Source organism: Ornithinibacillus gellani, from assembly GCF_003730295.1.
In the GTDB taxonomy this organism is placed as follows: Bacteria; Bacillota; Bacilli; order Bacillales; family Amphibacillaceae; genus Ornithinibacillus_A; species Ornithinibacillus_A gellani.
In genome coordinates this window covers 26249-46991 of the sequence record NZ_QTSZ01000017.1, presented here as the reverse complement: position 1 = coordinate 46991, position 20743 = coordinate 26249, and the positions used below count along the sequence as shown (strand labels likewise).

Annotated in this window: 19 protein-coding genes; all 19 read left to right on the top strand. The window is 40.0% G+C overall.

The features are described 5' to 3' along the window. Positions 1-5 precede the first annotated feature (5 nt). The 19 genes from DX933_RS04350 to DX933_RS04260 all read left to right on the top strand — a co-directional run bounded on the left by DX933_RS04350 (position 6) and on the right by DX933_RS04260 (position 20573). Entirely contained in the window at positions 6-1055 is a 1050-nt protein-coding gene (locus DX933_RS04350) for an aspartate-semialdehyde dehydrogenase (protein ID WP_123315261.1), read from the top strand. Between the two features lie 35 nt (positions 1056-1090). Further along, positions 1091-2305 carry an aspartate kinase gene (gene dapG, locus DX933_RS04345; protein WP_123315260.1) on the top strand — a complete coding sequence of 405 codons (1215 nt, stop codon included), beginning with the start codon at positions 1091-1093 and terminating at the stop codon, positions 2303-2305. Between the two features lie 37 nt (positions 2306-2342). Beyond that, the gene (dapA, locus tag DX933_RS04340; protein ID WP_223805872.1) at positions 2343-3230 is read left to right on the top strand and encodes a 4-hydroxy-tetrahydrodipicolinate synthase; all 888 of its coding nucleotides are present in this window, start codon (positions 2343-2345) and stop codon (positions 3228-3230) included. A gap of 156 nt (positions 3231-3386) precedes the next feature. Next, the gene (locus DX933_RS04335) at positions 3387-4115 is read left to right on the top strand and encodes a ClpP family protease (RefSeq protein ID WP_123315259.1); all 729 of its coding nucleotides are present in this window, start codon (positions 3387-3389) and stop codon (positions 4113-4115) included. Beyond that, entirely contained in the window at positions 4112-4333 is a 222-nt protein-coding gene (locus DX933_RS04330; protein WP_123315258.1) for a YlzJ-like family protein, read from the top strand. The genes DX933_RS04335 and DX933_RS04330 overlap by 4 nt, the downstream gene beginning before the upstream one ends. Before the next feature lie 111 nt (positions 4334-4444). Next, positions 4445-6742: an FtsK/SpoIIIE family DNA translocase gene (locus DX933_RS04325; protein WP_123315257.1), complete on the top strand. Its 2298-nt coding sequence runs from the start codon at positions 4445-4447 to the stop codon at positions 6740-6742. Positions 6743-6962: 220 nt separating this feature from the next. Further along, complete coding sequence (locus tag DX933_RS04320) at positions 6963-7688, top strand: GntR family transcriptional regulator (RefSeq protein WP_123315256.1); 726 nt, start codon at positions 6963-6965, stop codon at positions 7686-7688. 102 nt (positions 7689-7790) lie between these two features. Continuing rightward, positions 7791-8900, top strand: a complete 1110-nt coding sequence (locus DX933_RS04315; protein ID WP_123315255.1) for a BMP family lipoprotein — start codon at positions 7791-7793, stop codon at positions 8898-8900. Between the two features lie 151 nt (positions 8901-9051). After that, positions 9052-10593: an ABC transporter ATP-binding protein gene (locus tag DX933_RS04310; protein WP_123315254.1), complete on the top strand. Its 1542-nt coding sequence runs from the start codon at positions 9052-9054 to the stop codon at positions 10591-10593. Next, positions 10580-11626, top strand: a complete 1047-nt coding sequence (locus DX933_RS04305) for an ABC transporter permease (RefSeq protein WP_123315253.1) — start codon at positions 10580-10582, stop codon at positions 11624-11626. Before DX933_RS04310 ends, DX933_RS04305 begins: the two co-directional genes overlap by 14 nt. Then, positions 11627-12580 carry an ABC transporter permease gene (locus DX933_RS04300; RefSeq protein ID WP_123315252.1) on the top strand — a complete coding sequence of 318 codons (954 nt, stop codon included), beginning with the start codon at positions 11627-11629 and terminating at the stop codon, positions 12578-12580. A gap of 243 nt (positions 12581-12823) precedes the next feature. After that, on the top strand, positions 12824-14116 hold the full coding sequence (gene yfmF, locus DX933_RS04295; RefSeq protein ID WP_123315251.1) for an EF-P 5-aminopentanol modification-associated protein YfmF: 1293 nt from the start codon (positions 12824-12826) through the stop codon (positions 14114-14116). Then, complete coding sequence (gene yfmH, locus DX933_RS04290; RefSeq protein WP_123315250.1) at positions 14109-15392, top strand: EF-P 5-aminopentanol modification-associated protein YfmH; 1284 nt, start codon at positions 14109-14111, stop codon at positions 15390-15392. The genes yfmF and yfmH overlap by 8 nt, the downstream gene beginning before the upstream one ends. Before the next feature lie 8 nt (positions 15393-15400). Next, a complete protein-coding gene (gene ymfI / locus DX933_RS04285; RefSeq protein ID WP_123315249.1) occupies positions 15401-16117 on the top strand; it encodes an elongation factor P 5-aminopentanone reductase in 717 nt (238 codons plus the stop codon). A gap of 87 nt (positions 16118-16204) precedes the next feature. Continuing rightward, positions 16205-16462, top strand: a complete 258-nt coding sequence (locus tag DX933_RS04280) for a DUF3243 domain-containing protein (RefSeq protein ID WP_123315248.1) — start codon at positions 16205-16207, stop codon at positions 16460-16462. Positions 16463-16808: 346 nt separating this feature from the next. Continuing rightward, positions 16809-17600: a DUF3388 domain-containing protein gene (locus DX933_RS04275; protein ID WP_123315247.1), complete on the top strand. Its 792-nt coding sequence runs from the start codon at positions 16809-16811 to the stop codon at positions 17598-17600. A gap of 17 nt (positions 17601-17617) precedes the next feature. After that, the gene (locus tag DX933_RS04270) at positions 17618-18526 is read left to right on the top strand and encodes a helix-turn-helix domain-containing protein (protein ID WP_123315246.1); all 909 of its coding nucleotides are present in this window, start codon (positions 17618-17620) and stop codon (positions 18524-18526) included. 224 nt (positions 18527-18750) lie between these two features. Next, positions 18751-19329 carry a CDP-diacylglycerol--glycerol-3-phosphate 3-phosphatidyltransferase gene (gene pgsA / locus DX933_RS04265; RefSeq protein ID WP_123315245.1) on the top strand — a complete coding sequence of 193 codons (579 nt, stop codon included), beginning with the start codon at positions 18751-18753 and terminating at the stop codon, positions 19327-19329. After that, positions 19329-20573, top strand: coding sequence for a competence/damage-inducible protein A (locus tag DX933_RS04260; RefSeq protein ID WP_123315244.1), 1245 nt, complete (start codon positions 19329-19331; stop codon positions 20571-20573). The genes pgsA and DX933_RS04260 overlap by 1 nt, the downstream gene beginning before the upstream one ends. Positions 20574-20743 lie beyond the last annotated feature (170 nt).

Sequence of the window (20743 nt, the reverse complement as noted above, 5' to 3'; positions counted from 1 at the left end):
GAAAAATGGCAGGAAAAACGGCATATCATGTAGCAGTAGTAGGAGCAACAGGAGCAGTAGGACAGAAGATTGTCCAAATATTAAACAAACGTGATTTTCCAATTAAACAATTAACACTATTGTCTTCTTCCAGATCAGCAGGTAAAAAAGTAACTTTCCGAGATCAGGAGATTGTTATACAGGAAGCAAAGCCAGAAAGTTTTGATGGTGTTGATATCGCATTGTTCTCGGCAGGAGGAGAGATATCGAAGCAATTAGCACCTGCTGCAGTAGAACGAGGGTGTGTTGTGATTGACAATACGAGCGCATTTCGCATGGATGAGGATGTGCCGTTAATCGTGCCTGAAGTAAATGCAACAGATATAAAGAACCATCAAGGTATTTTGGCAAATCCAAATTGCTCCACGATACAAATGGTAGCTGCGTTAAAGCCAATACAACAAGCATTTGGCTTGGAGCGTGTCATTGTATCCACTTATCAGGCTGTTTCGGGAGCGGGTGCTGCAGCATGCGACGAATTAAAGCAACAAACTGAAAATCATTTAAAAGATGAAACGATGCATGCGGAGCTACTTCCTGTTAAGTCAGATGAAAAGCATTATCCAATTGCTTTCAATGCATTACCACAAATTGATAAATTTCAAGATAATGGCTATACGTTTGAAGAAATGAAAATGATTAATGAAACAAAGAAGATTTTACATGCTCCAGGTTTATCTGTAGCTGCTACTTGTGTTCGACTACCTTTTTACACTTCTCATGCCGAAAGTGTTTATGTAGAAGTTGAAAAGGATGAAGTAACGGTAGCGGATGTTTGGCAGGTATTAGAAGGAGCTGAAGGAATTGTCTTAGAGGATGATCCTGCAACACAAACCTATCCAACACCGCTTAGTGCGGCTGAAAAAGATGATGTGTTTGTTGGTAGAGTCAGAAAGGACCTCGACCAATCAAATGGCTTTCATCTATGGATTGTTTCTGATAATTTAGTTAAAGGCGCTGCATTAAATACAGTTCAAATTGCGGAAAAATTAATTGAACAAGGTTTGTCCTCTTAAAATAAAAACCGCTAATACGGCAAGAGGTGGCATCATTGCAGATTTTGGTCCAAAAATTTGGAGGTATATCTGTTCAGTCAGCGGAAAATAGAAAACATGTCATACGACATATTCAAAAAGCAAAAAAAGAAGGTTTTAAAATTGTAATTGTTGTGTCAGCACTTGGGAGAAAGCCAGATCCCTATGCTACGGACACACTTGTTGAATTAGTCCAGCATACACATGGTGCGGTTTCGAGAAGAGAGTTAGACTTACTCATGTCCTGCGGTGAAACAATCGCTGCTGTCATTTTATCAGCGGAATTACAGCAACGACAGGTAAAAGCTATGGCATTAACGGGTGCACAGGCAGGTATCGTCACAAACGCTGATTATAATCAAGCAAAAATTAAGGCGATTGTGCCTCAGCGCATCAAAGAAACGTTAGAAACCCATGATGTGGTCGTTGTTGCTGGATTTCAAGGGCAAACCAGTGCAGGTGATACAACGACTCTAGGTAGAGGAGGCAGTGATACTACTGCTGCGGCGCTTGGTGCTGCGTTTCAGGCTGAACGTATAGAGATTTTTACAGATGTACAAGGAATTATGACGGCTGATCCACGAATGGTGAAACAGGCTAAACCAATTAAGACAGCAACATATACCGAGATTTGTAATCTTGCATACCAGGGTGCAAAAGTAATTCATCCGCGAGCGGTTGAAATTGCCATGCAGGCTGGTATTCCGATGCAAATTCGGTCTGTTTATATGGATGACATGGGAACAAGAATTGATGCAGGAAATAATCGTTGGCATGTTTCGGAACGATTGGTTACGGGCATTGCACATACACCTGCAATTGTTCAACTATGTATTGAAACAGAAGCAGAACCACTTCGTCTCCAACCAGCTATTTTTAAAGCAATGGCAGAGACTGGAATATCCGTAGATTTTATATCTATCTCACCATCTCGGGTTATTTTCACAGTTGCAGAGCGGGTAGCAGATCAAGCAATCCACATATTGCAAACATTGGATATGAAAGTTGCTGTTACTCCTGATTGTGCAAAAGTTTCAGCAGTTGGAGCTGGTATGCGAGATATCCCGGGTGTCGCCTCGAAGATTGTATCTGCACTAACAGATGCAGGCGTGCAAATATTACAGGCTGCTGATAGCCATACAACCATTTGGGTACTTATTCATGGAAAGGATGTACATCGTGCTGTAAATGCGATGCATGCCATTTTTGAATTGGATCATGTGAATGTATAATAATGATTCAATGATGAATGAAGAAAGGGTGATAGAAATGAACTTTGGAAATGTACTAACAGCGATGGTCACCCCGTTTGATGCGGATAACAATGTAGATTTATCACAAACCACTGTACTAATCGAGTATTTACTTGCAAATGGCACAGATGGTCTTGTAATTGCGGGCACAACGGGTGAATCGCCAACATTATCAAATGATGAAAAAATAAACTTATTTAAGCATGTGGTGAATGTTGTCGATAAACGTGTTCCCGTTATTGCAGGAACATCTTCGAACGACACCAACTCATCCATTGAAATGACAAAAGCAGCAGAAGCCTGTGGTGTAGATGCAGTCATGCTAGTGGCGCCTTATTATAATAAGCCAAATCAAGCAGGATTATATGCTCATTTTTCGGCAATTGCCGAAGCAACTAAATTACCCGTTATGCTCTATAATATTCCGGGCAGATCAGTCGTTCACATCGATGCAGACACAATTATTAAATTGAGTGAAATAAAGAATATTGTTTCCGTGAAAGAAGCAAGTGGAAACCTTGAACAAGCAGCAGAAATTATTGCACAAACATCCAATGACTTTTCTGTATACTGTGGGGATGACGCTTTAACATTACCAATGCTCGCTATTGGTGCGAATGGTGTTGTATCTGTTGCTTCCCATGTAATTGGGAATGAGATGCAGCAGATGACAAAGGCATTTCAACAGGGAAATGTGCAAGAGGCGGCGGCTATTCATCGTAGGTTACTTCCTTTGATGAGTGGATTATTTATGGCACCTTCACCAACTCCTGTGAAAAAGGCACTTTCATGGACAGGAATTGATACTGGAACAGTTCGACTTCCATTGGTGGAGTTAACAGATGAGGAACACCAACAGCTACAGCTCATATATAATCAGACCATGAAAGCACCACATGCTTGATTAACCTATCCAATAGGTAGTGATGTGAAACACCCCTATCGTTAGATAAAACGCTAACGAAGGGGTGTTTCATTTTGAAAACTTTCCGCATGGAACAAGTACTCTCGACCATACTAAGGAAAGGAAGTCATTATGATGTAAAGGAAGTGTTGACCCATGGATCAGCAGCCAGAAAAAAAAGAAGATACAAATCAAGAAGAAGGAAATGCTGAATCGTCCCTCGTCGAAAAAATTCAACAGCTTGGCCAAACAACGATTCCACAGGCACCAGATTCCAATATTCATGTTCTGTCTATTATTGGCCAAGTGGAAGGGCATATTCAGCTGCCGCCACAAAATAAAACTACAAAATATGAGCATATTTTACCTCAGCTGATAGCGATTGAACAAAATCCGAAAATTGAAGGATTGGTTATATTGCTGAATACGGTTGGAGGCGATGTAGAAGCTGGACTTGCCTTATCTGAAATGATAGCCAGTATATCCAAACCAACTGTATCCATTGTGCTCGGTGGTGGACATTCCATCGGTGTACCAATTGCTGTAGCTGCAGATTATTCTTTTATTGTACCAACTGCAACGATGACCATTCACCCGATACGATTGACAGGCTTGGTAATTGGTGTTCCACAAACCTTTGAATATTTGGATAAAATGCAGGATCGCGTCATCAAATTTGTTACAAGTCATTCTGGTATTCGGGAGGAAACCTTTAAAGAATTGATGTTTGCCAAAGGTAATTTGACACGAGATATTGGGACGAACGTAGTTGGTGCAGATGCAGTGGAAATTGGATTAATCGATGAGGTTGGCGGTGTGCATGATGCAATGTTAAAAATGAATGAACTGATAGAGGAACAGCCTAAGGGAGATGTCATTCAATGATCTTATACACGCCGTTAAGTGAAACAGATATTTTTCCAAGTAATGCTGATGAATACGCACAATATGAAAGCATTGTTGTTGGTGGACGTACTTGTCAGGCAAGAAGGCTTGAAGATGGAAGCTTTCAATTAACACAGCTACTGTCAACCGATCCGAATGATTTTTTTCAAGCAGACTATCAACCAGGAAGAATCATTCACCATATACACCAAAAATAACCTATCATCACTTTGAACTATGCTATAATAAAATTAGTGATTCCCTTGCCATTTGTTTGGCAGGGGTTTACTATTCATGTAAGGTTTCCTGTCTTTAAAGAGGTGAAAGGGATGGCGAAAAGAAAGAGAAAAAAAACAACTAAAAAACAAAGAAATATGAAACAAAAGCTAAAGGTAGAATTGCTTGGCCTACTATTTATTTTCCTGGCTATTTTTGGAAGTGGTGCAGGTGCAATTAGTGATGGCGCATTTCCAAGTAGTCTAGAAAATATTTTTCGATTCTTTCTTGGTATTTGGTATGTCGCTGCACCATTATTTTTATTTGCCACAGGCGTTTACTTACTTGTAAAGCGCCGTTTTCCGAATTTTGGTCACCGTCGTTTTGTCGGACTTTATATTCTATTAGCTGGATTATTACTCTTTACACATATTCAGACATTTGAACGGATGCTGCTGCTGTCAAACGACGTTTCGATAATTCGGGCATCCTGGGATAATTTTATGGACCATCTGGAGGGTAGCAGGGTGACAGGTCAGACGGGCGGCGGAATGATCGGGGCGATCCTTTTTGCATGCAGCTATTACTTGTTTTCCGCAGCAGGTGCAAAGATTGTTGCTGTATTTTCTATGATGATTGGCTTGGTCTTTTTAACGGACTTATCATTTGGTGAATTAGTTTCCAAAGGATACGCCAGAATAAAAGTAATCTATAAAAACTGGCATGAAAAACGAGCAGCGCGTAAGGAAGAGCAAGCACAACAAAAAGATATCGTGGAACCTGAACCTCTACAGTTGGAGGATAGCCCAGCAGATGACGGGCCGGAAATTCAGGACTTTGTTGATGTGGCCTATTCCTTTGATGGACAAGCTTCTGAAAAACCAACAAAGCAGCAGGAGAAAACAGAAGTAGAAACTGTCGAAAGTAGTACTGAATCAGACATGACAGCATTGGATGATTCTATGACTGTTACAGAAACGGAAAACCCAGCTTATGAGCTGCCATCACTGGATTTATTGGAGCCGCCGACACATAATGCCCAACAACAAGAAAAATCACTAATTCAAGCAACGGTACGAAAGCTGGAACGAACCTTCCAAAGCTTTGGGGTTAGGGCGCGTGTTACGAAGGTTCATGTTGGACCGGCAGTAACGAAATACGAAGTTTATCCAGAAGCAGGTGTGAAGGTCAGCCGAATTGTTAGTTTGCATGATGACTTGGCACTTGCACTTGCTGCAAAGGATATTCGGATTGAAGCCCCAATACCTGGTAAATCTGCGGTAGGTATTGAAGTTCCAAATAAAGAAGTAGCAATGGTATCGTTGCGCGAAGTAATGGATAGTACTGTGAAACAATCCTCCAAATTGTTATTCGCACTTGGGCGGGATATTTCAGGTGATTCCGTTGTAGCTGAATTAAACAAGATGCCGCATCTATTAATTGCCGGAGCAACAGGTAGTGGTAAAAGTGTTTGTGTAAATGGAATTATTACGACCATCCTCATGCGAGCAAAGCCGCATGAAGTTAAAATGATGATGATTGACCCTAAAAAAGTAGAGCTCAATGTGTATAATGGTATTCCCCATTTATTGGCGCCAGTCGTTACCGATCCTAAGAAAGCATCTCGGGCATTGAAGAAAGTTGTTGCGGAAATGGAAAGAAGATATGATTTGTTTTCCGATAGTGGCACGAGAAATATCGAAGGGTATAACGAATATATTCGAAAACATAATCAAGCGAATGGGGAAAATACACAGCCGCATCTTCCATATATTGTCGTATTGGTGGATGAGCTCGCTGACTTGATGATGGTTGCCTCAGGTGATGTAGAGGATTCGATAACCAGATTGGCACAAATGGCACGTGCTGCAGGTATTCATTTGATTATCGCTACCCAGCGTCCTTCTGTAGATGTCATTACCGGTGTTATTAAAGCAAATATCCCATCTCGAATTGCCTTTAGTGTTTCTTCACAAACAGATTCAAGGACCATATTAGATTCCGGCGGTGCGGAAAAACTGCTCGGCAGGGGCGATATGCTATTCATGCCTGTAGGTGCTTCCAAGCCAACTCGCGTCCAGGGTGCTTTTTTATCCGATGAGGAAGTGGAAAGGATTGTGGATCATTGCATTGATCAACAGAAAGCATCTTATCAGGAGGAAATGATTCCTGAGGATAATCCTGAGGTAGCTGAGGAAGTGGATGATGAATTATATGATGATGCGGTTCAATTGGTAACCGAAATGCAAAGCGCTAGTGTTTCCATGCTGCAGCGAAGATTTCGGATTGGCTATACAAGGGCAGCCCGATTAATTGATGCAATGGAACTGCGTGGAATTGTTGGTCCATATGAAGGAAGCAAACCAAGAACAGTACTAGTTTCTCAGCAATCTGAGGAACTATCCCAATAAATAATAAACACGTGAATAAAAGAACAGTAGACAATGATGAATGATATGTTTATTCTGACTACTGTTCTTTTAACTACCCATTTGGTAACGCTTTCATAATTTGTCCATTTATTTTGTCGATTACCTGTTTATTTATTGGACAATAAATGATATATTATGAACGGTATGTAAGCGTCATACGTCAGAGGTCTGACCTTCGAGACGGAAAAGGGGGGAAAACGTGTCGATTAAAGCTGATTCACGTCTTTTGTATTTGCAGGTTATTGATGAAATTAAACGGGGTATCGAAAACCATACGTATAAAGCAAAAGAAAAGTTACCTTCTGAATACCTACTGTCGAAACAACTAGGAGTATCTCGTGCAACATTACGGGAGGCACTTCGAATTTTGGAGGAAGAAGGAACGGTCACAAGAAGACATGGTGTAGGAACATTCGTTAATTCGAAACCAATGTTTTCGTCAGGAATTGAAGAGTTGTCTAGTGTAACGGACATGATAGAACAAGCAGGAAAACAGCCAGGATCCATTTATTTGTCCACAGAAATGATTGATCCATCCAAGGACGAAATGGAAAAATTTAATCAAATTCATTTACAGCGATTGACTAAAATCGAACGGGTTCGAACCGCAGATGGTGAACCAGTCGTCTTTTGTGTGGATAAAGTACCTGAAGGGTATATTCCGATTGAAAAAGAACCAGTTGGTGATTCCATATTTCATATGATGGAACAGCATTTGCAAAAACGAATTACCTATGCTGTGGCATACATAGAACCTGTTGGTTATAACGAAAGAATTCATCATGTTTTAAAATGTGATAAAAACCAACCATTATTTTTATTAAAACAGATGCATTATACGGAAGATGATGAGCCTGTTCTATATTCCGCTAATTATTTTCGACCAGATATTTTTCGTTTTCATGTATTGCGGAAAAGGGTGTAAGGGTTTTCACCACGGTGCATTTCGGGAGGTGATGTGTCAGCACGAATCTAATAAAACATCTTTTTTATTCATGCATGGACATATTAAAAGGAGGGTATAAAAGTGAAAAATCGTAAATTTTTATTAATTGCTTTCATGTTAACAATTGGATTTGTATTGGCTGCATGTGGTTCAAGCGACAAAGATAAAGATAATGGCAAGGACAATGCATCCGGTGATAAAGAAGGTACAGAGGAAAGTGCAGATTTTAGTGCTGCAATGGTTACGGATATCGGTGGTGTGGATGATAAATCATTTAACCAATCTGCTTGGGAAGGTTTGCAGAACTGGGGAGCGGAGCATGGTCTATCAAGGGGGAATGGCTTTGACTATGCGCAGTCTAATGACAAGGCTGATTACATTCCAAACCTAACACGCTTGGTACGTGATGATTATAATCTAATCTTCGGTATTGGTTTTGAATTAAAAGAGGATTTAACAAAGATAGCAGAGCAGTATAAGGATACACATTTCGCCATCGTGGATGATGTGATTGAGTTGCCTAACGTGGCAAGTATTACATTTAAAGAACATCAAGGTTCCTTCCTAGTTGGTGTGGCAGCAGCAAAGAAAACCAAAACAAATAAAGTTGGTTTTGTTGGTGGAATCGATTCCCCACTTATTAATAAATTTGAATCTGGGTTTATCGCGGGTGTCAAATCCGTAAATCCTGATATTGATGTGAAAGTTGAATATGCTGAATCCTTTGGTGATGCTGCTAAAGGTAAAATCATTGCTTCTAATATGTATAGCAGTGGTATTGATATCATTTATCATGCTTCTGGTGGTACAGGAAACGGTGTATTTAACGAAGCAAAAGATATTAAAAAGAGTGACCCAGACCGTGAACTATGGGTAATTGGTGTTGACCGTGACCAGCACGACGAAGGTAAAATCGGTGATCATAATGTTACATTCACAAGTATGGTTAAGCGTGTTGATGTTGCCGTAGAAGATGTGATCAATCAAGCCATGAAAGGGGAACACCATGGCGGAGAATTGCTGGAATATGGTATCGAAGAGGATGCAATTAGTGTGGCAACTACAAATGAAGAGGCCATGACAGATGATATCATTGAAGCGGTAAACGAATGGAAAGAGAAAATTTTGAATGGTGATGTAGACGTTCCAAAGACAAGAGAAGAAACGAAAGCATACGTTGAAGGCCTATAAGGGATGTGGATAAAGCTGCTCGCCAGCTTTATCCATCTTCAACTAAAGTGGACGGTATTTGCGTCCGCCCATTTTAGTTGGCGAATCAAATATAAAGCAGCCTATGCTTTTGTAAATAAGTAAAATGAATAGTGGACAAGGGGTGAGAGGTTTGGAATATGTAATTGAAATGCTAGACATTCGGAAGGAATTTCCTGGGATTGTAGCCAATGATAACATTACGATTCAATTGAAAAAGGGAGAAATTCATGCGTTACTTGGTGAAAACGGAGCTGGAAAATCCACATTAATGAACGTACTTTTTGGGCTGTATCAACCGGAAAAAGGTGAAATACGTGTAAACGGTGAAAAAGTAAACATTACCAACCCCAATATTGCAAACGAACTCGGTATTGGGATGGTACATCAGCACTTCATGCTTGTAGAACCGTTTACGGTAACACAAAACATTATTTTGGGTAAAGAACCTAAAACAAAAACAGGTAAAATAAATATTAAGAAAGCAGAAAAAGAAATCCAGGAATTATCAGACCGCTACGGTTTAAAAGTTGATCCAACTGCTAAAATAAGCGATATTTCTGTTGGTATGCAGCAGCGTGTAGAAATTTTAAAAACGTTATACCGTGGTGCTGAGGTTTTAATATTTGATGAGCCAACCGCTGTTTTAACACCACAAGAGATTCATGAACTTATTGGTATCATGCGCTCCTTGATTAAAGAGGGAAAATCCATTATTTTAATCACGCATAAGTTAAAAGAAATTATGGAAGTATGTGATCGATGCACCGTCATCCGAAAAGGAAAGGGAATTGGTACGGTAGAAGTTGCTGAGACAAATGTATCTGAGCTCGCTTCATTGATGGTAGGTCGTGAAATTAGCTTTAAGACAGACAAAGCAGAGGCACAGCCACAGGAGGTTGTGTTAAATATATCTGATTTACATGTGAAAGATACCCGCAAGGTAGACATCGTGAAAGGCTTGAATTTAGATGTAAGAGCGGGAGAAATTGTTGGGATTGCCGGTGTGGATGGAAATGGACAATCAGAATTAATTGAAGCCATTACAGGGTTAAGAAAATCAGAATCTGGTCACATTAAACTAAAAAATAAAGATATTACGAATAAAAAACCGAGAAAAGTAACGGAAAGTGGTATTGGTCATATTCCGCAGGACAGACATAAATATGGTTTGGTGCTTGATTACTCCATCGGCGACAATATGGTGCTGCAAACGTATTATCAAAAACCATATTCCAAACAGACTGTATTAAATCAAAAAGCAATTTCTAAAAAGGCAAAAGAGCTTATTGCTGAATATGACGTTAGAACACCAAGTGAACATACGATGGCGCGTGCGCTATCTGGGGGAAATCAGCAGAAAGCAATTATTGGGCGGGAAGTAGATCGTTCTCCTGATTTACTCATTGCTGCACAGCCGACGCGTGGGTTAGACGTGGGTGCGATTGAGTTTATCCATCGCAGACTAATTGAAGAACGAGACAAAGGGAAAGCAGTATTACTCGTGTCATTTGAACTGGATGAGATTATGGATGTGAGTGATCGAATCGCGGTGATGTTTGATGGCAAGATTGTGGCAAATGTGAAGCCGGAAACAACAAATGAACAGGAGCTCGGATTGTTAATGGCTGGAAGTCAGGCAGAAAAGGCGGGTGGCGCACATGGCGAGAAATAGAATCTTTAATATCCTTATCCCGATTATTTCAGTACTACTTGGATTGATTGCCGGTGCAATTATCATGTTAATATCCGGTCATAATCCAATTGAGGGATATCGGGCACTCTGGAATGGCGCCTTTGGTGACGCCTTTACTTTAGGGGAGACGGCCCGCAGAACAACCCCACTTATTTTGACCGGTTTGGCTGTTGCCTTTGCTTTCCGTACAGGGTTATTCAATATTGGGGCAGAGGGACAGGTAATCGTCGGTTGGTTAGCTGCAGTGTGGGTTGGACTAGCGATCGATGCTCCAATGTATATTCATTTACCACTCGCTATCGCAGCTGCTGCCCTTGCTGGAGCGATTTGGGGCTTCGTTCCTGGCATATTAAAAGCGAAGCTCGGAGTACATGAAGTTATTGTAACCATTATGATGAACTATATCGCTTTGTTTATTACCAATGAAATTATTAGAAATGTATTAACGGATCACACAACAACAACCGAAGCTATTGCACCGACAGCATCGCTTGCTTCGGAATGGCTGCAAGGTATTACCTATTTTTCCAGACTGCATTACGGATTTTTAATCGCTTTATTTGCAGCTGCAGTGATGTGGTTCTTGATTCAACGCACAACTATTGGATATGAACTGAAAGCAGTAGGATTTAATCAGCATGCTTCCAAATACGCAGGGATGAATGTGAGTAAAAATATTATTCTGTCCATGGCTATTGCCGGTGCATTTGCAGGCTTAGCTGGTGCAATGGAAGGACTTGGAACCTATGGTACGATTTCTGTCATGTCCGGTTTTACCAATCTTGGTTTTGATGGGATTGCAGTAGCTCTATTAGGTGCTAATACCGCGTTTGGTGTAGTACTTGCTGCCATCCTGTTTGGTGTACTAAAAGAAGGTGCAGGTGAAATGCCTACAGGTGCTGGTGTACCGACTGAGCTTGTGGATATTATTATCGCATTAATTATTTTCTTTGTAGCTTCTAGTTACATCATAAGATGGGCTTTGATCCGCTTTAAAAAGGAGGGGAAGTAAATGATTGAAATATTACAATCTGTAATTCCTACGACACTATTCTTTTCGGCCCCCCTTATCTTTACAGCGCTGGGCGGCGTTTTCAGTGAACGCTCAGGTGTCGTGAATATTGGACTGGAAGGTTTAATGGTAATGGGTGCTTTTGTCGGTATTGTGTTTAACCTGGCATTTGCAGATGTCTTTGGCGTATGGACCCCTTGGGTATCCATTGCTGTTGCAACCATCGTATCCGCTATTTTCTCTGTCATTCATGCGGTTGCATCGATTTCATTTCGGGCTGATCAGGTAGTGAGTGGCGTTGCAATTAACTTTTTAGCGCTTGGAATCGGTGTATATTTAACCAAACAATGGTATGGAAAAGGTCAAACAGACATGGTTTCACAGCCTTTTTTCACAACCAATGTACCATTCTTGTCAGATATTCCTTTCATTGGCCCTATCTTTTTTAAAGGAATCTACGTTACGTCCTATCTAGCAATTATTGCAGCATTCATTGCTTGGTACGTATTGTATAAGACTTCTTTCGGCTTACGTTTACGTGCAGTAGGAGAGCATCCAATGGCTGCAGACACAAATGGGATTAATGTATATAAAATGCGTTATATTGCGGTCATTTTATCTGGTGCACTTGGTGGTTTAGGTGGTTCCGTCTTTGCGTTAACCATCGTATCCAATTTTTCACATTCCACCATTGTTGGTCAGGGCTTTATGTCGCTTGCGGCGGTCATATTTGGAAAATGGCATCCGCTTGGGGCAATGGGCGCAGCATTATTCTTCGGTTTTGCCCAAAGTCTAAGTGTCGTTGGCTCTGGTATCCCAATCCTTGAAAATGTGCCTCAGGTGTTTTTATTAATCGCACCATACGTCCTAACGATATTAGCATTGGCAGGGTTTATTGGCCGTGCAGATGCACCGAAAGCAAATGGTGTGCCGTATATTAAAGGTAGTAGATAAAGTAGAGTCACTACAAAGGCCTTCCAGCAAATGGAGGGCCGTTTTTTTGAGCTTTTTTCAAACGAGGATTCGAATCGAGCATCTAATTGGATTATATTGGATACAATAATTAAACGGTGTTAAACTAAGAATATTACTGGCATATACTTTTTAAAACGTTCTGTGAATTGGCACGGATGTTAATTAGTATGTGATACGGCATTTTGACTACGGTCTAGATGAATTTTTGTTGGAGGATGACGAATGAAAACAATTCAAGAAGATATTATACCGGTGAATGGTTATCAGTTACATGTAGTTCCCAATTCCAAATTTAAAACCATTAGTATGGTTGTGAAGTTCAAAGCTCCCCTCGAAAAAGATACCATCACGATGCGGGCATTATTACCGTACTTACTTCAGCAGGGTACAAAAAATTATCCATCACGCACAGCATTTCAAAAAGAGCTTAACTACTTATACGGTGCCGTTTTATCCATCGATGGCGCCAAAAAAGGTGAAAATCACATTATTAGCTTTCGTCTGGAAATCGCCAATGATAAATTTATCCCTTCTGAAAATGGCATTTTGAAAGAAGCTATTAAATTGCTCAATGAAATTATCTGTCATCCAAATGTGACAGAGGATGGTTTTGAGCCAAATGTATTCGCACGGGAAAAACAAGGTTTAAAAAAGAAAATGCATGCCATCATTGATGATAAAATGCAATACGCAAATATGCGACTAATTGATGAAATGTGTAAAGAGGAAGCTTATCAATTACATGTATATGGTGATGAGGCTGATCTGGAACAATTAGATGAAAAGACGGTCTACGAGTATTATAAAAAAATGCTAGAGGAAGACCAAATCGACTTTTATTTGCTTGGCGATTTAGATGAAGCATCTGCGGAAAAATTAGTCGCTTCGACTATGGAATTGAATAGTAGTCATCAATCTGGAGCCACACAAGCTTCGTCTCATGACGTAAAGAGAGAGTCCGTCCAGGAAGTATTGGATCACCAGGATATCCAGCAGGCAAAGCTTCATATTGGCTATCGTACACATTGTACATACCGGGATGAGGATTATGATGCGTTACAAGTATTTAATGGTTTGTTTGGCGGGTTCCCCAGCTCTAAGCTATTTTTAAATGTACGGGAAAAGAATAGCCTTGCTTATTATGCTTCTTCTAGAATGGAGAGCCATAAGGGATTATTGTTGGTCTTTAGCGGTATTGCACCTGCAGACTATGAGAAAGCTCGCAATATCATTGAAGAACAAATGACGGCCATGAAGCAAGGCGATTTTTCAGAGACAGAGATGAATGAAATTAAAGATTTAACGATTAACCAATTGTTAGAAACCTTAGATAATCCACAAGGAATCATTGAAGTATTATATCAGCAGGTTATCGGGCAAAGAAGACGATCACCTGATCAACTTTTAGCAGGAATTCGCAGCGTTACAAAAGAAGAGGTAGTAAACGTGGCAAATCGCATGCAAGAAGACACAGTCTATTTATTGACTACCAAAGGGGGTGCAGAAGTTGAATAAACAAAACTATCCTGACATACAAGAAACGGTATTTACAAAAAAACTGGAGAATGGACTAACGGTATGTTTAATGCCGCGTAGGGATATGTCCAAGACTTTTGCATTGTTTACAACAAATTATGGATCCATTGATCAAACCTTCGTTCCCATTGGTGAGTCAGAAGAAATTACCGTACCTGAAGGGATTGCTCACTTTTTAGAGCATAAATTATTTGAGAAGGAAGATCGGGACGTCTTTGCTGATTTTGGTAAGCAAGGTGCATCCCCCAATGCTTATACATCTTTTACCAAAACGGCTTATCTTTTTTCTGCAACAAGCCAGATTGAAAAAAACGTAGAAACACTACTTGATTTCGTACAGGATCCTTTCTTTTCGGAACAATCGGTTGAAAAGGAAAAAGGTATTATTGCACAAGAAATTAATATGTATGATGATCAAGCGGATTGGCGTTCTTTTATGGGGACCATTCAAGGTCTATTCCAGCATCATCCTGTAAACATTGATATTGCTGGTACAGTAGAATCTATTCAATCGATTACGAAGGACGATTTATATACGTGCTACCATACGTTTTATCATCCGGAAAATATGATACTTTCTATCGCTGGTAATTTTGATGAAGCAGCCATGATGGAGCTGATTAAAGAAAACCAGCGTAATAAACAGTTTGATAAAATGGCTGAGGTTATTCGTGAAGAGCCGGACGAACCTGCGAATGCTGCTAAGGCAGTTCATGAAATTCATATGCCGGTCTCGATAGCTAAATGTACGGTAGGCATTAAAGAAGCTTGGACACGATTGTCGGGAGAGACTTTTTTAAAGAAGGATATGCTACAGGATATGGTGATGACACATTTCTTCTCAAAAGGCGGATCCTTTTACCAGGCCCTTTATGAAGAAAATTTTATTGACGATAGTTTTTATTATGAAACCAATTTAGATCGTAATTTTGGTTATTCCATGATTGGAAGCAATACGGATCAACCAGATGCATTTGCAGACCGCGTGAAGCAACTGTTGCTCAGCACAAAAGAGATAGATATATCGGATCATGATGCGGAATTAATGAAACGTAAGAAGATTGGTCAGTTATTACGTTCCATGAATTCACTTGAATATTTGACCAATAAATACACCCATTACCAGTTGGCAGGGGTGGAATTATTTGATTTAATTCCTCAGGTACAATCATTTACTACGGATGATATTCGTGCATATGTGCAGGACTGGATTGATGAGGAACGTTTAACGGTATGTAAAATAACTGCGGGGTAGATAGATTTATGAGGAAAACAGCTTTGATTATTGGGGCAAGTGGAGATATTGGGAGCGAAATAGCAATACAGCTTGGAAAAGAAGGCTATCAGCTTCTCTTACATTATAATCGGAATCGAGACATGCTAGTGAGGGTTCGTGAGCAAGTCGAACGGGAATCTATTTTGGCGGAACTGCAATGTGATATGTCCAATATAGAGGCGGTTAAACAGCTACTAGCAGCGCTTGTTTTTCGGGTGGATATTATTATTTTTGCTAGTGGCAATGCTTATTACGGTTTATTTCAAGAAATGCCTATTGAAAAAATAGATGAAATGTTAACGATACACGTTAAAGCACCGATGATGATTACGAAGCATTTATTACCGGAAATGATTCGAAATAAATCGGGTCGCATCATTTTTATTACGTCCATTTGGGGCGAGGTTGGTGCGAGTAATGAGGTCGTTTATTCGGCTTTGAAGGGGGCACAAAATACATTTGTAAAAGCTCTTGCAAAGGAAGTGGGTGCTAGCGGCATTACGGTAAATGCTGTTAGTCCCGGATATATTGACACTAAAATGAATGGGCATTTACTAGCGGAGGAAAAAGATAGTATTTTGGCTGAAATTCCCGTGCATCGTGCTGGTACAAGTAAGGAAGTGGCGCATACTATCAGCTTTCTTATGCATGAGCAAGCCGGTTATATTAATGGTGAAATTATTGGTATGAACGGTGGTTGGTAAACATATTTATCATCTTCTTTTTTTATCATGTATAAACAGATGCTTTCCCTCAGATACTATACATGTAAAAATGAAGGAGGAATGAATATGTCTGTATTGGACAATTATGAAACGTGGAAAGATTTCCTTGCCAATCGACTGGAACAAGCTCAATCTGAAGGAATGTCCCAGGAAACGATATCAAATGTTGCTTATGAAGTAGGCGATTACTTAGCTAAATCGGTAGAGGTCAAAAATGATGAAACTGCTGTGCTAAGAGAGTTATGGAATGCTGCTTCAAAGGAAGAACAACAAGCAATTGCTAATACCATGGTGAAGCTTGTTCAAAAAGGAAATACACATTAAGACACAAGAGAGGAAGCTGCAGACAGACGCAGCTTCTTTTTTATAGGTAATAGTAGTTAGATTTGCTTCATGCTAATCTAAGCAAGCCTATAAATAGATTTCAAAAAGCTTCATTCTTGTGTATGACAGTACTACTTTACTTCCGGTAGTTAGGCATATATATGGAGAATATGCATACATTAGCATGTACATGGTGTTAAAAATCACGATTTTTTTCGTAGAATCACAAAAAATAGGATAATTATCTTTCAACTATACACAAAATCGTTTATTATTATAGATATATTGCATTTCTATATATGATTGGGTAACATGAATAGAGTATATATGAACAAAGGAGATTGTTATGGATAGAACAGAATGGTATCTCGAATACGAAATTCAGCTGAACCGGCCTGGATTACTTGGAGATATATCTTCCTTGTTGGGAATGCTATCCATAAATATTATTACAATAAATGGTTTGGAAAACGCAAAACGGGGAATGCTTTTGCTTGCCAAGCATGAAGAGCAAATCCTGCGCTTGCGTTCTGTCCTTGAAACGATGGATACGATACGTTTGACAAAGCTACGTAAGTCAAAACTACGTGATCGATTGGCTGTTCGCCATGGTAAATATATCCATCGGGACAGTGAAGATCGCAAAACGGTGCGTTTTGTACGGGATGAACTTGGTTTACTCGTGGATTTTATGGCCGAACTGTATAAAAATGAAGGTCATAAGCTCATCGGTGTAAGAGGCATGCCACGTGTGGGAAAGACGGAATCAGTCGTTGCTGCAAGTGTATGTGCTAATAAACGTTGGTTATTCGTATCCAGTACACTATTAAAACAAACAGTACGAAGTCAATTGATAGCTGGTGAATATAGTCCTGATAATATTTTTATCATCGATGGGGTTGTTTCGAAGCAACGTGCCAATGACCAGCATTGGCAACTCATTAGAGAAATTATGCAGCTTCCTGCCGTAAAGGTTGTGGAGCATCCAGATATTTTTATTCAATCAACCGAATATGACTTAGACGATTTTGACTATATTATTGAGCTTCGCAGTCATGAAGACGAAGAAATTACTTACGAACAAGTTGAAAAGAACCAGTTTGAGCAGGGAAGCGGGTTTTCCATGTTTGATTTTTAAAATGGATGGTGTTATTTATGGAGATAGGCTCAAAACTAAAAGAAGCTAGAGAAACAAAGGGTATTTCTTTAGATACATTACAAGAAACAACGAAAATACAAAAACGTTATCTCATTGCCATTGAAGAAGGAAACTTCAATATTTTGCCTGGGAAATTTTACGCACGGGCTTTTATTAAGGAATATGCCGTTGCAGTGGGACTTGATGCAAATGAATTGCTAGAGTCGTATAAGGATGAGCTGCCAAATCAGGCAGAGGAAGAGACGACTCAATACACAAGAATTCAGCGTTCAAGAAGAGATAGTAATCCACAAAAAAATAGTGCATTATTTTCGATTATCCCAACGATTATTGTCGTCATTTTAATTATTGGTATTTTATTTGCTGCCTGGTGGTTTATTTCTGAAAGGGCTCCATCCGACGATAACGGCGAACCGGAAACAGAGGATAATGTTATTAACAGACCGGATCAAAATGATACATCGCAACCAGGCGATGTAGAAGATGATCCCGAAGATGAGAATGCATCAGGGGACGAAACTGACAATAATAGTGATGATGAGACAGCTGAGGAACCTGATAACGAGACCACTGAATTGGAATTAGTGGAGACAGGAACTGGCAGTAAGCCGGAGCACACGGTGAATGTAAAACAATCAGGTGAAGAAGTGGTATTGGAATTTGAAACAGATGGTGAAACGTGGCTAGATGTTAAGAATGAAGCAGGTCACTCCTATTATGGTGCAGTTTTCACTAGCAATGATTCACCGATGGAATTAAAAATCGACGATGCTGAAAAAATTTATTTGAACATTGGTAGCACACCGGGGCTAAAGGTGACCGTTAACGGTACTGAATTAGCGTATCCTTCTGAGGCAACTGTTCAACGTTTTTGGCTTGTGATACAAAAAGAAAATAATGAATAAGAAACCCTTCCCTTCGAGTTAAGGGAAGGGTTTTGTTCATAAAGCTTAGAGCGTTAACCGGTGTGGCGTCCTTTGCTAGCAGTAGCTGGACTACAGGACATGCTATTCAAATGATAGGGGCAACGTTATGTGCCACCGTGTTTCGTTGGAACCATCTAGCATCCCCAACGACCGCAGCTTGGTGCTTTTTGATTTAACCAGATAACAACTTGGAGGTTTAAATGATGAATATACCTAATAGATTGACCATGTCACGTATTTTATTGATTCCAATTTTTATTGTTTTAATGACAGTACCTTTTTCATGGGGAGGATGGGAAATTGGTAATGCTACGCTTCCAGTGGCACATTTTGTTGCGGCAATGATTTTTATCATCGCAGCAGCAACAGATTGGGTCGATGGATATTATGCCCGTAAATATAATCTGGTCACCAATTTGGGGAAATTTTTGGATCCATTAGCAGATAAGCTACTCGTATCGGCAGCTTTAATTTTATTAATTGAAATTGGACTGGCACCAGCCTGGGTTGTTATTGTGATTATTAGCAGAGAATTTGCAGTTACTGGGCTTCGACTTGTAGCAGCTGGTGAAGGAATTGTACTTGCAGCTGGTAAAATGGGTAAACTAAAAACAGCAACCCAGATGGTGGCGATTGCTGCTTTGTTACTACATAATTATCCGTTTTCGTATTTAGGTTTTCCGTTTGGAACAATCATGTTATACGTATCACTTTTCTTTACCGTTTTATCAGGGTTGGAATATTTTATTAAAAACTGGCATGTAATGAGGGATTCCAAATAATGAAGCAAATAAATGGCGAAATCATAGCTGTAGGTACAGAACTATTACTTGGGCAAATTGCAAATACGAATGCACAGTGGATATCAAGTGAGCTAGCAGACTGCGGTGTTAACGTATTTTACCATAGTGTAGTTGGGGATAATTTAGCTCGGGTAACGGCGGCTTTCTCCCTCGCTGCCGAGCGGTCAGATCTTATTATTGTAACAGGAGGGCTTGGTCCGACAGAAGATGATTTAACACGAGAAGCTTTTCAATCCTTATCAGGGCTTGACATGGAGATACATACACCCTCCATGGATTATATTACAACATTTTTCCAGTCACGTGGTATGGACATGACAGAAAATAATCGGAGACAAGCACGTGTTTTTACTGGAGCAGAAGTGATTCCGAATGAAGTCGGAATGGCACCGGGAATGGTTGTAACCTATCAAGGGAAAACATGGATATTTCTTCCGGGTGTTCCTAGAGAAATGAAACAGATGATGAAGCAATTTGTTATTCCGCAAATTCAAACCTGGATTGGCGGTACTGTATTAATAAAATCAACTGTACTACGCTTTGCTGGGATTGGCGAGGCAAAGCTTGAGGATGTATTGAAAGATTTAATTGATGCACAAACCAATCCGACTATTGCGCCACTCGCCCAGGAAACTGGACTGATTATACGGTTAACTGCTAAAGCAGAATCGTTGCAGCAGGCAGAACAATTACTACATGATACGAAGGAAAAGATTTTGGAACGTGTAGGTGCTTATTTTTATGGATCAGATGAAGAGACATTGGAGCACCGCGTTGCAGGTCTGTTGAAAGCAAAAAACCAAACAATTGCAGCTGCTGAAAGCCTTACAGGCGGTATGTTTACCGAACAGCTTATTTCGATTCCAGGTGCAGCAATGATTTGTAAGGGCGGCATCATTAGCTATGCGGAGGATATTAAACGGGATGTCTTAGGTGTGGCTAGAGAAACAATTGAAGCCGAGGGAACGATAAGTGCTGCATGTGCCACTGAAATGGCAAGCCGGGTAAGAGAATTACTGCAAGCAGATATTGGGATTGGCTTTACTGGTGTAGCAGGTCCGGATACGTCGGAAGGACAACCAGTTGGCACGGTATATATTTGCGTAACGAATGGTACCCGTCACCATGTGGAAAAATTATTGCTTCAAGGTGGCCGAAATACTATTCGAAAGCGGGCGATGATAAAAGGCTTTGAAATTTTAATGAGGTACTTAGAGGATTAATTTTGTCGTGGTATCAATGGCTATTATTTAATTTTATCCTAGCTTGTTCATATAAAGTTTCCAAAATGGTATAAAAAAGTAATCTAAAATAGGGGAACGTTTATTCGATTTTTCTTGGCAAACAGACAGAAACCATGTATGATGGTAATAGTTCATTAAAGGAGGTAGTC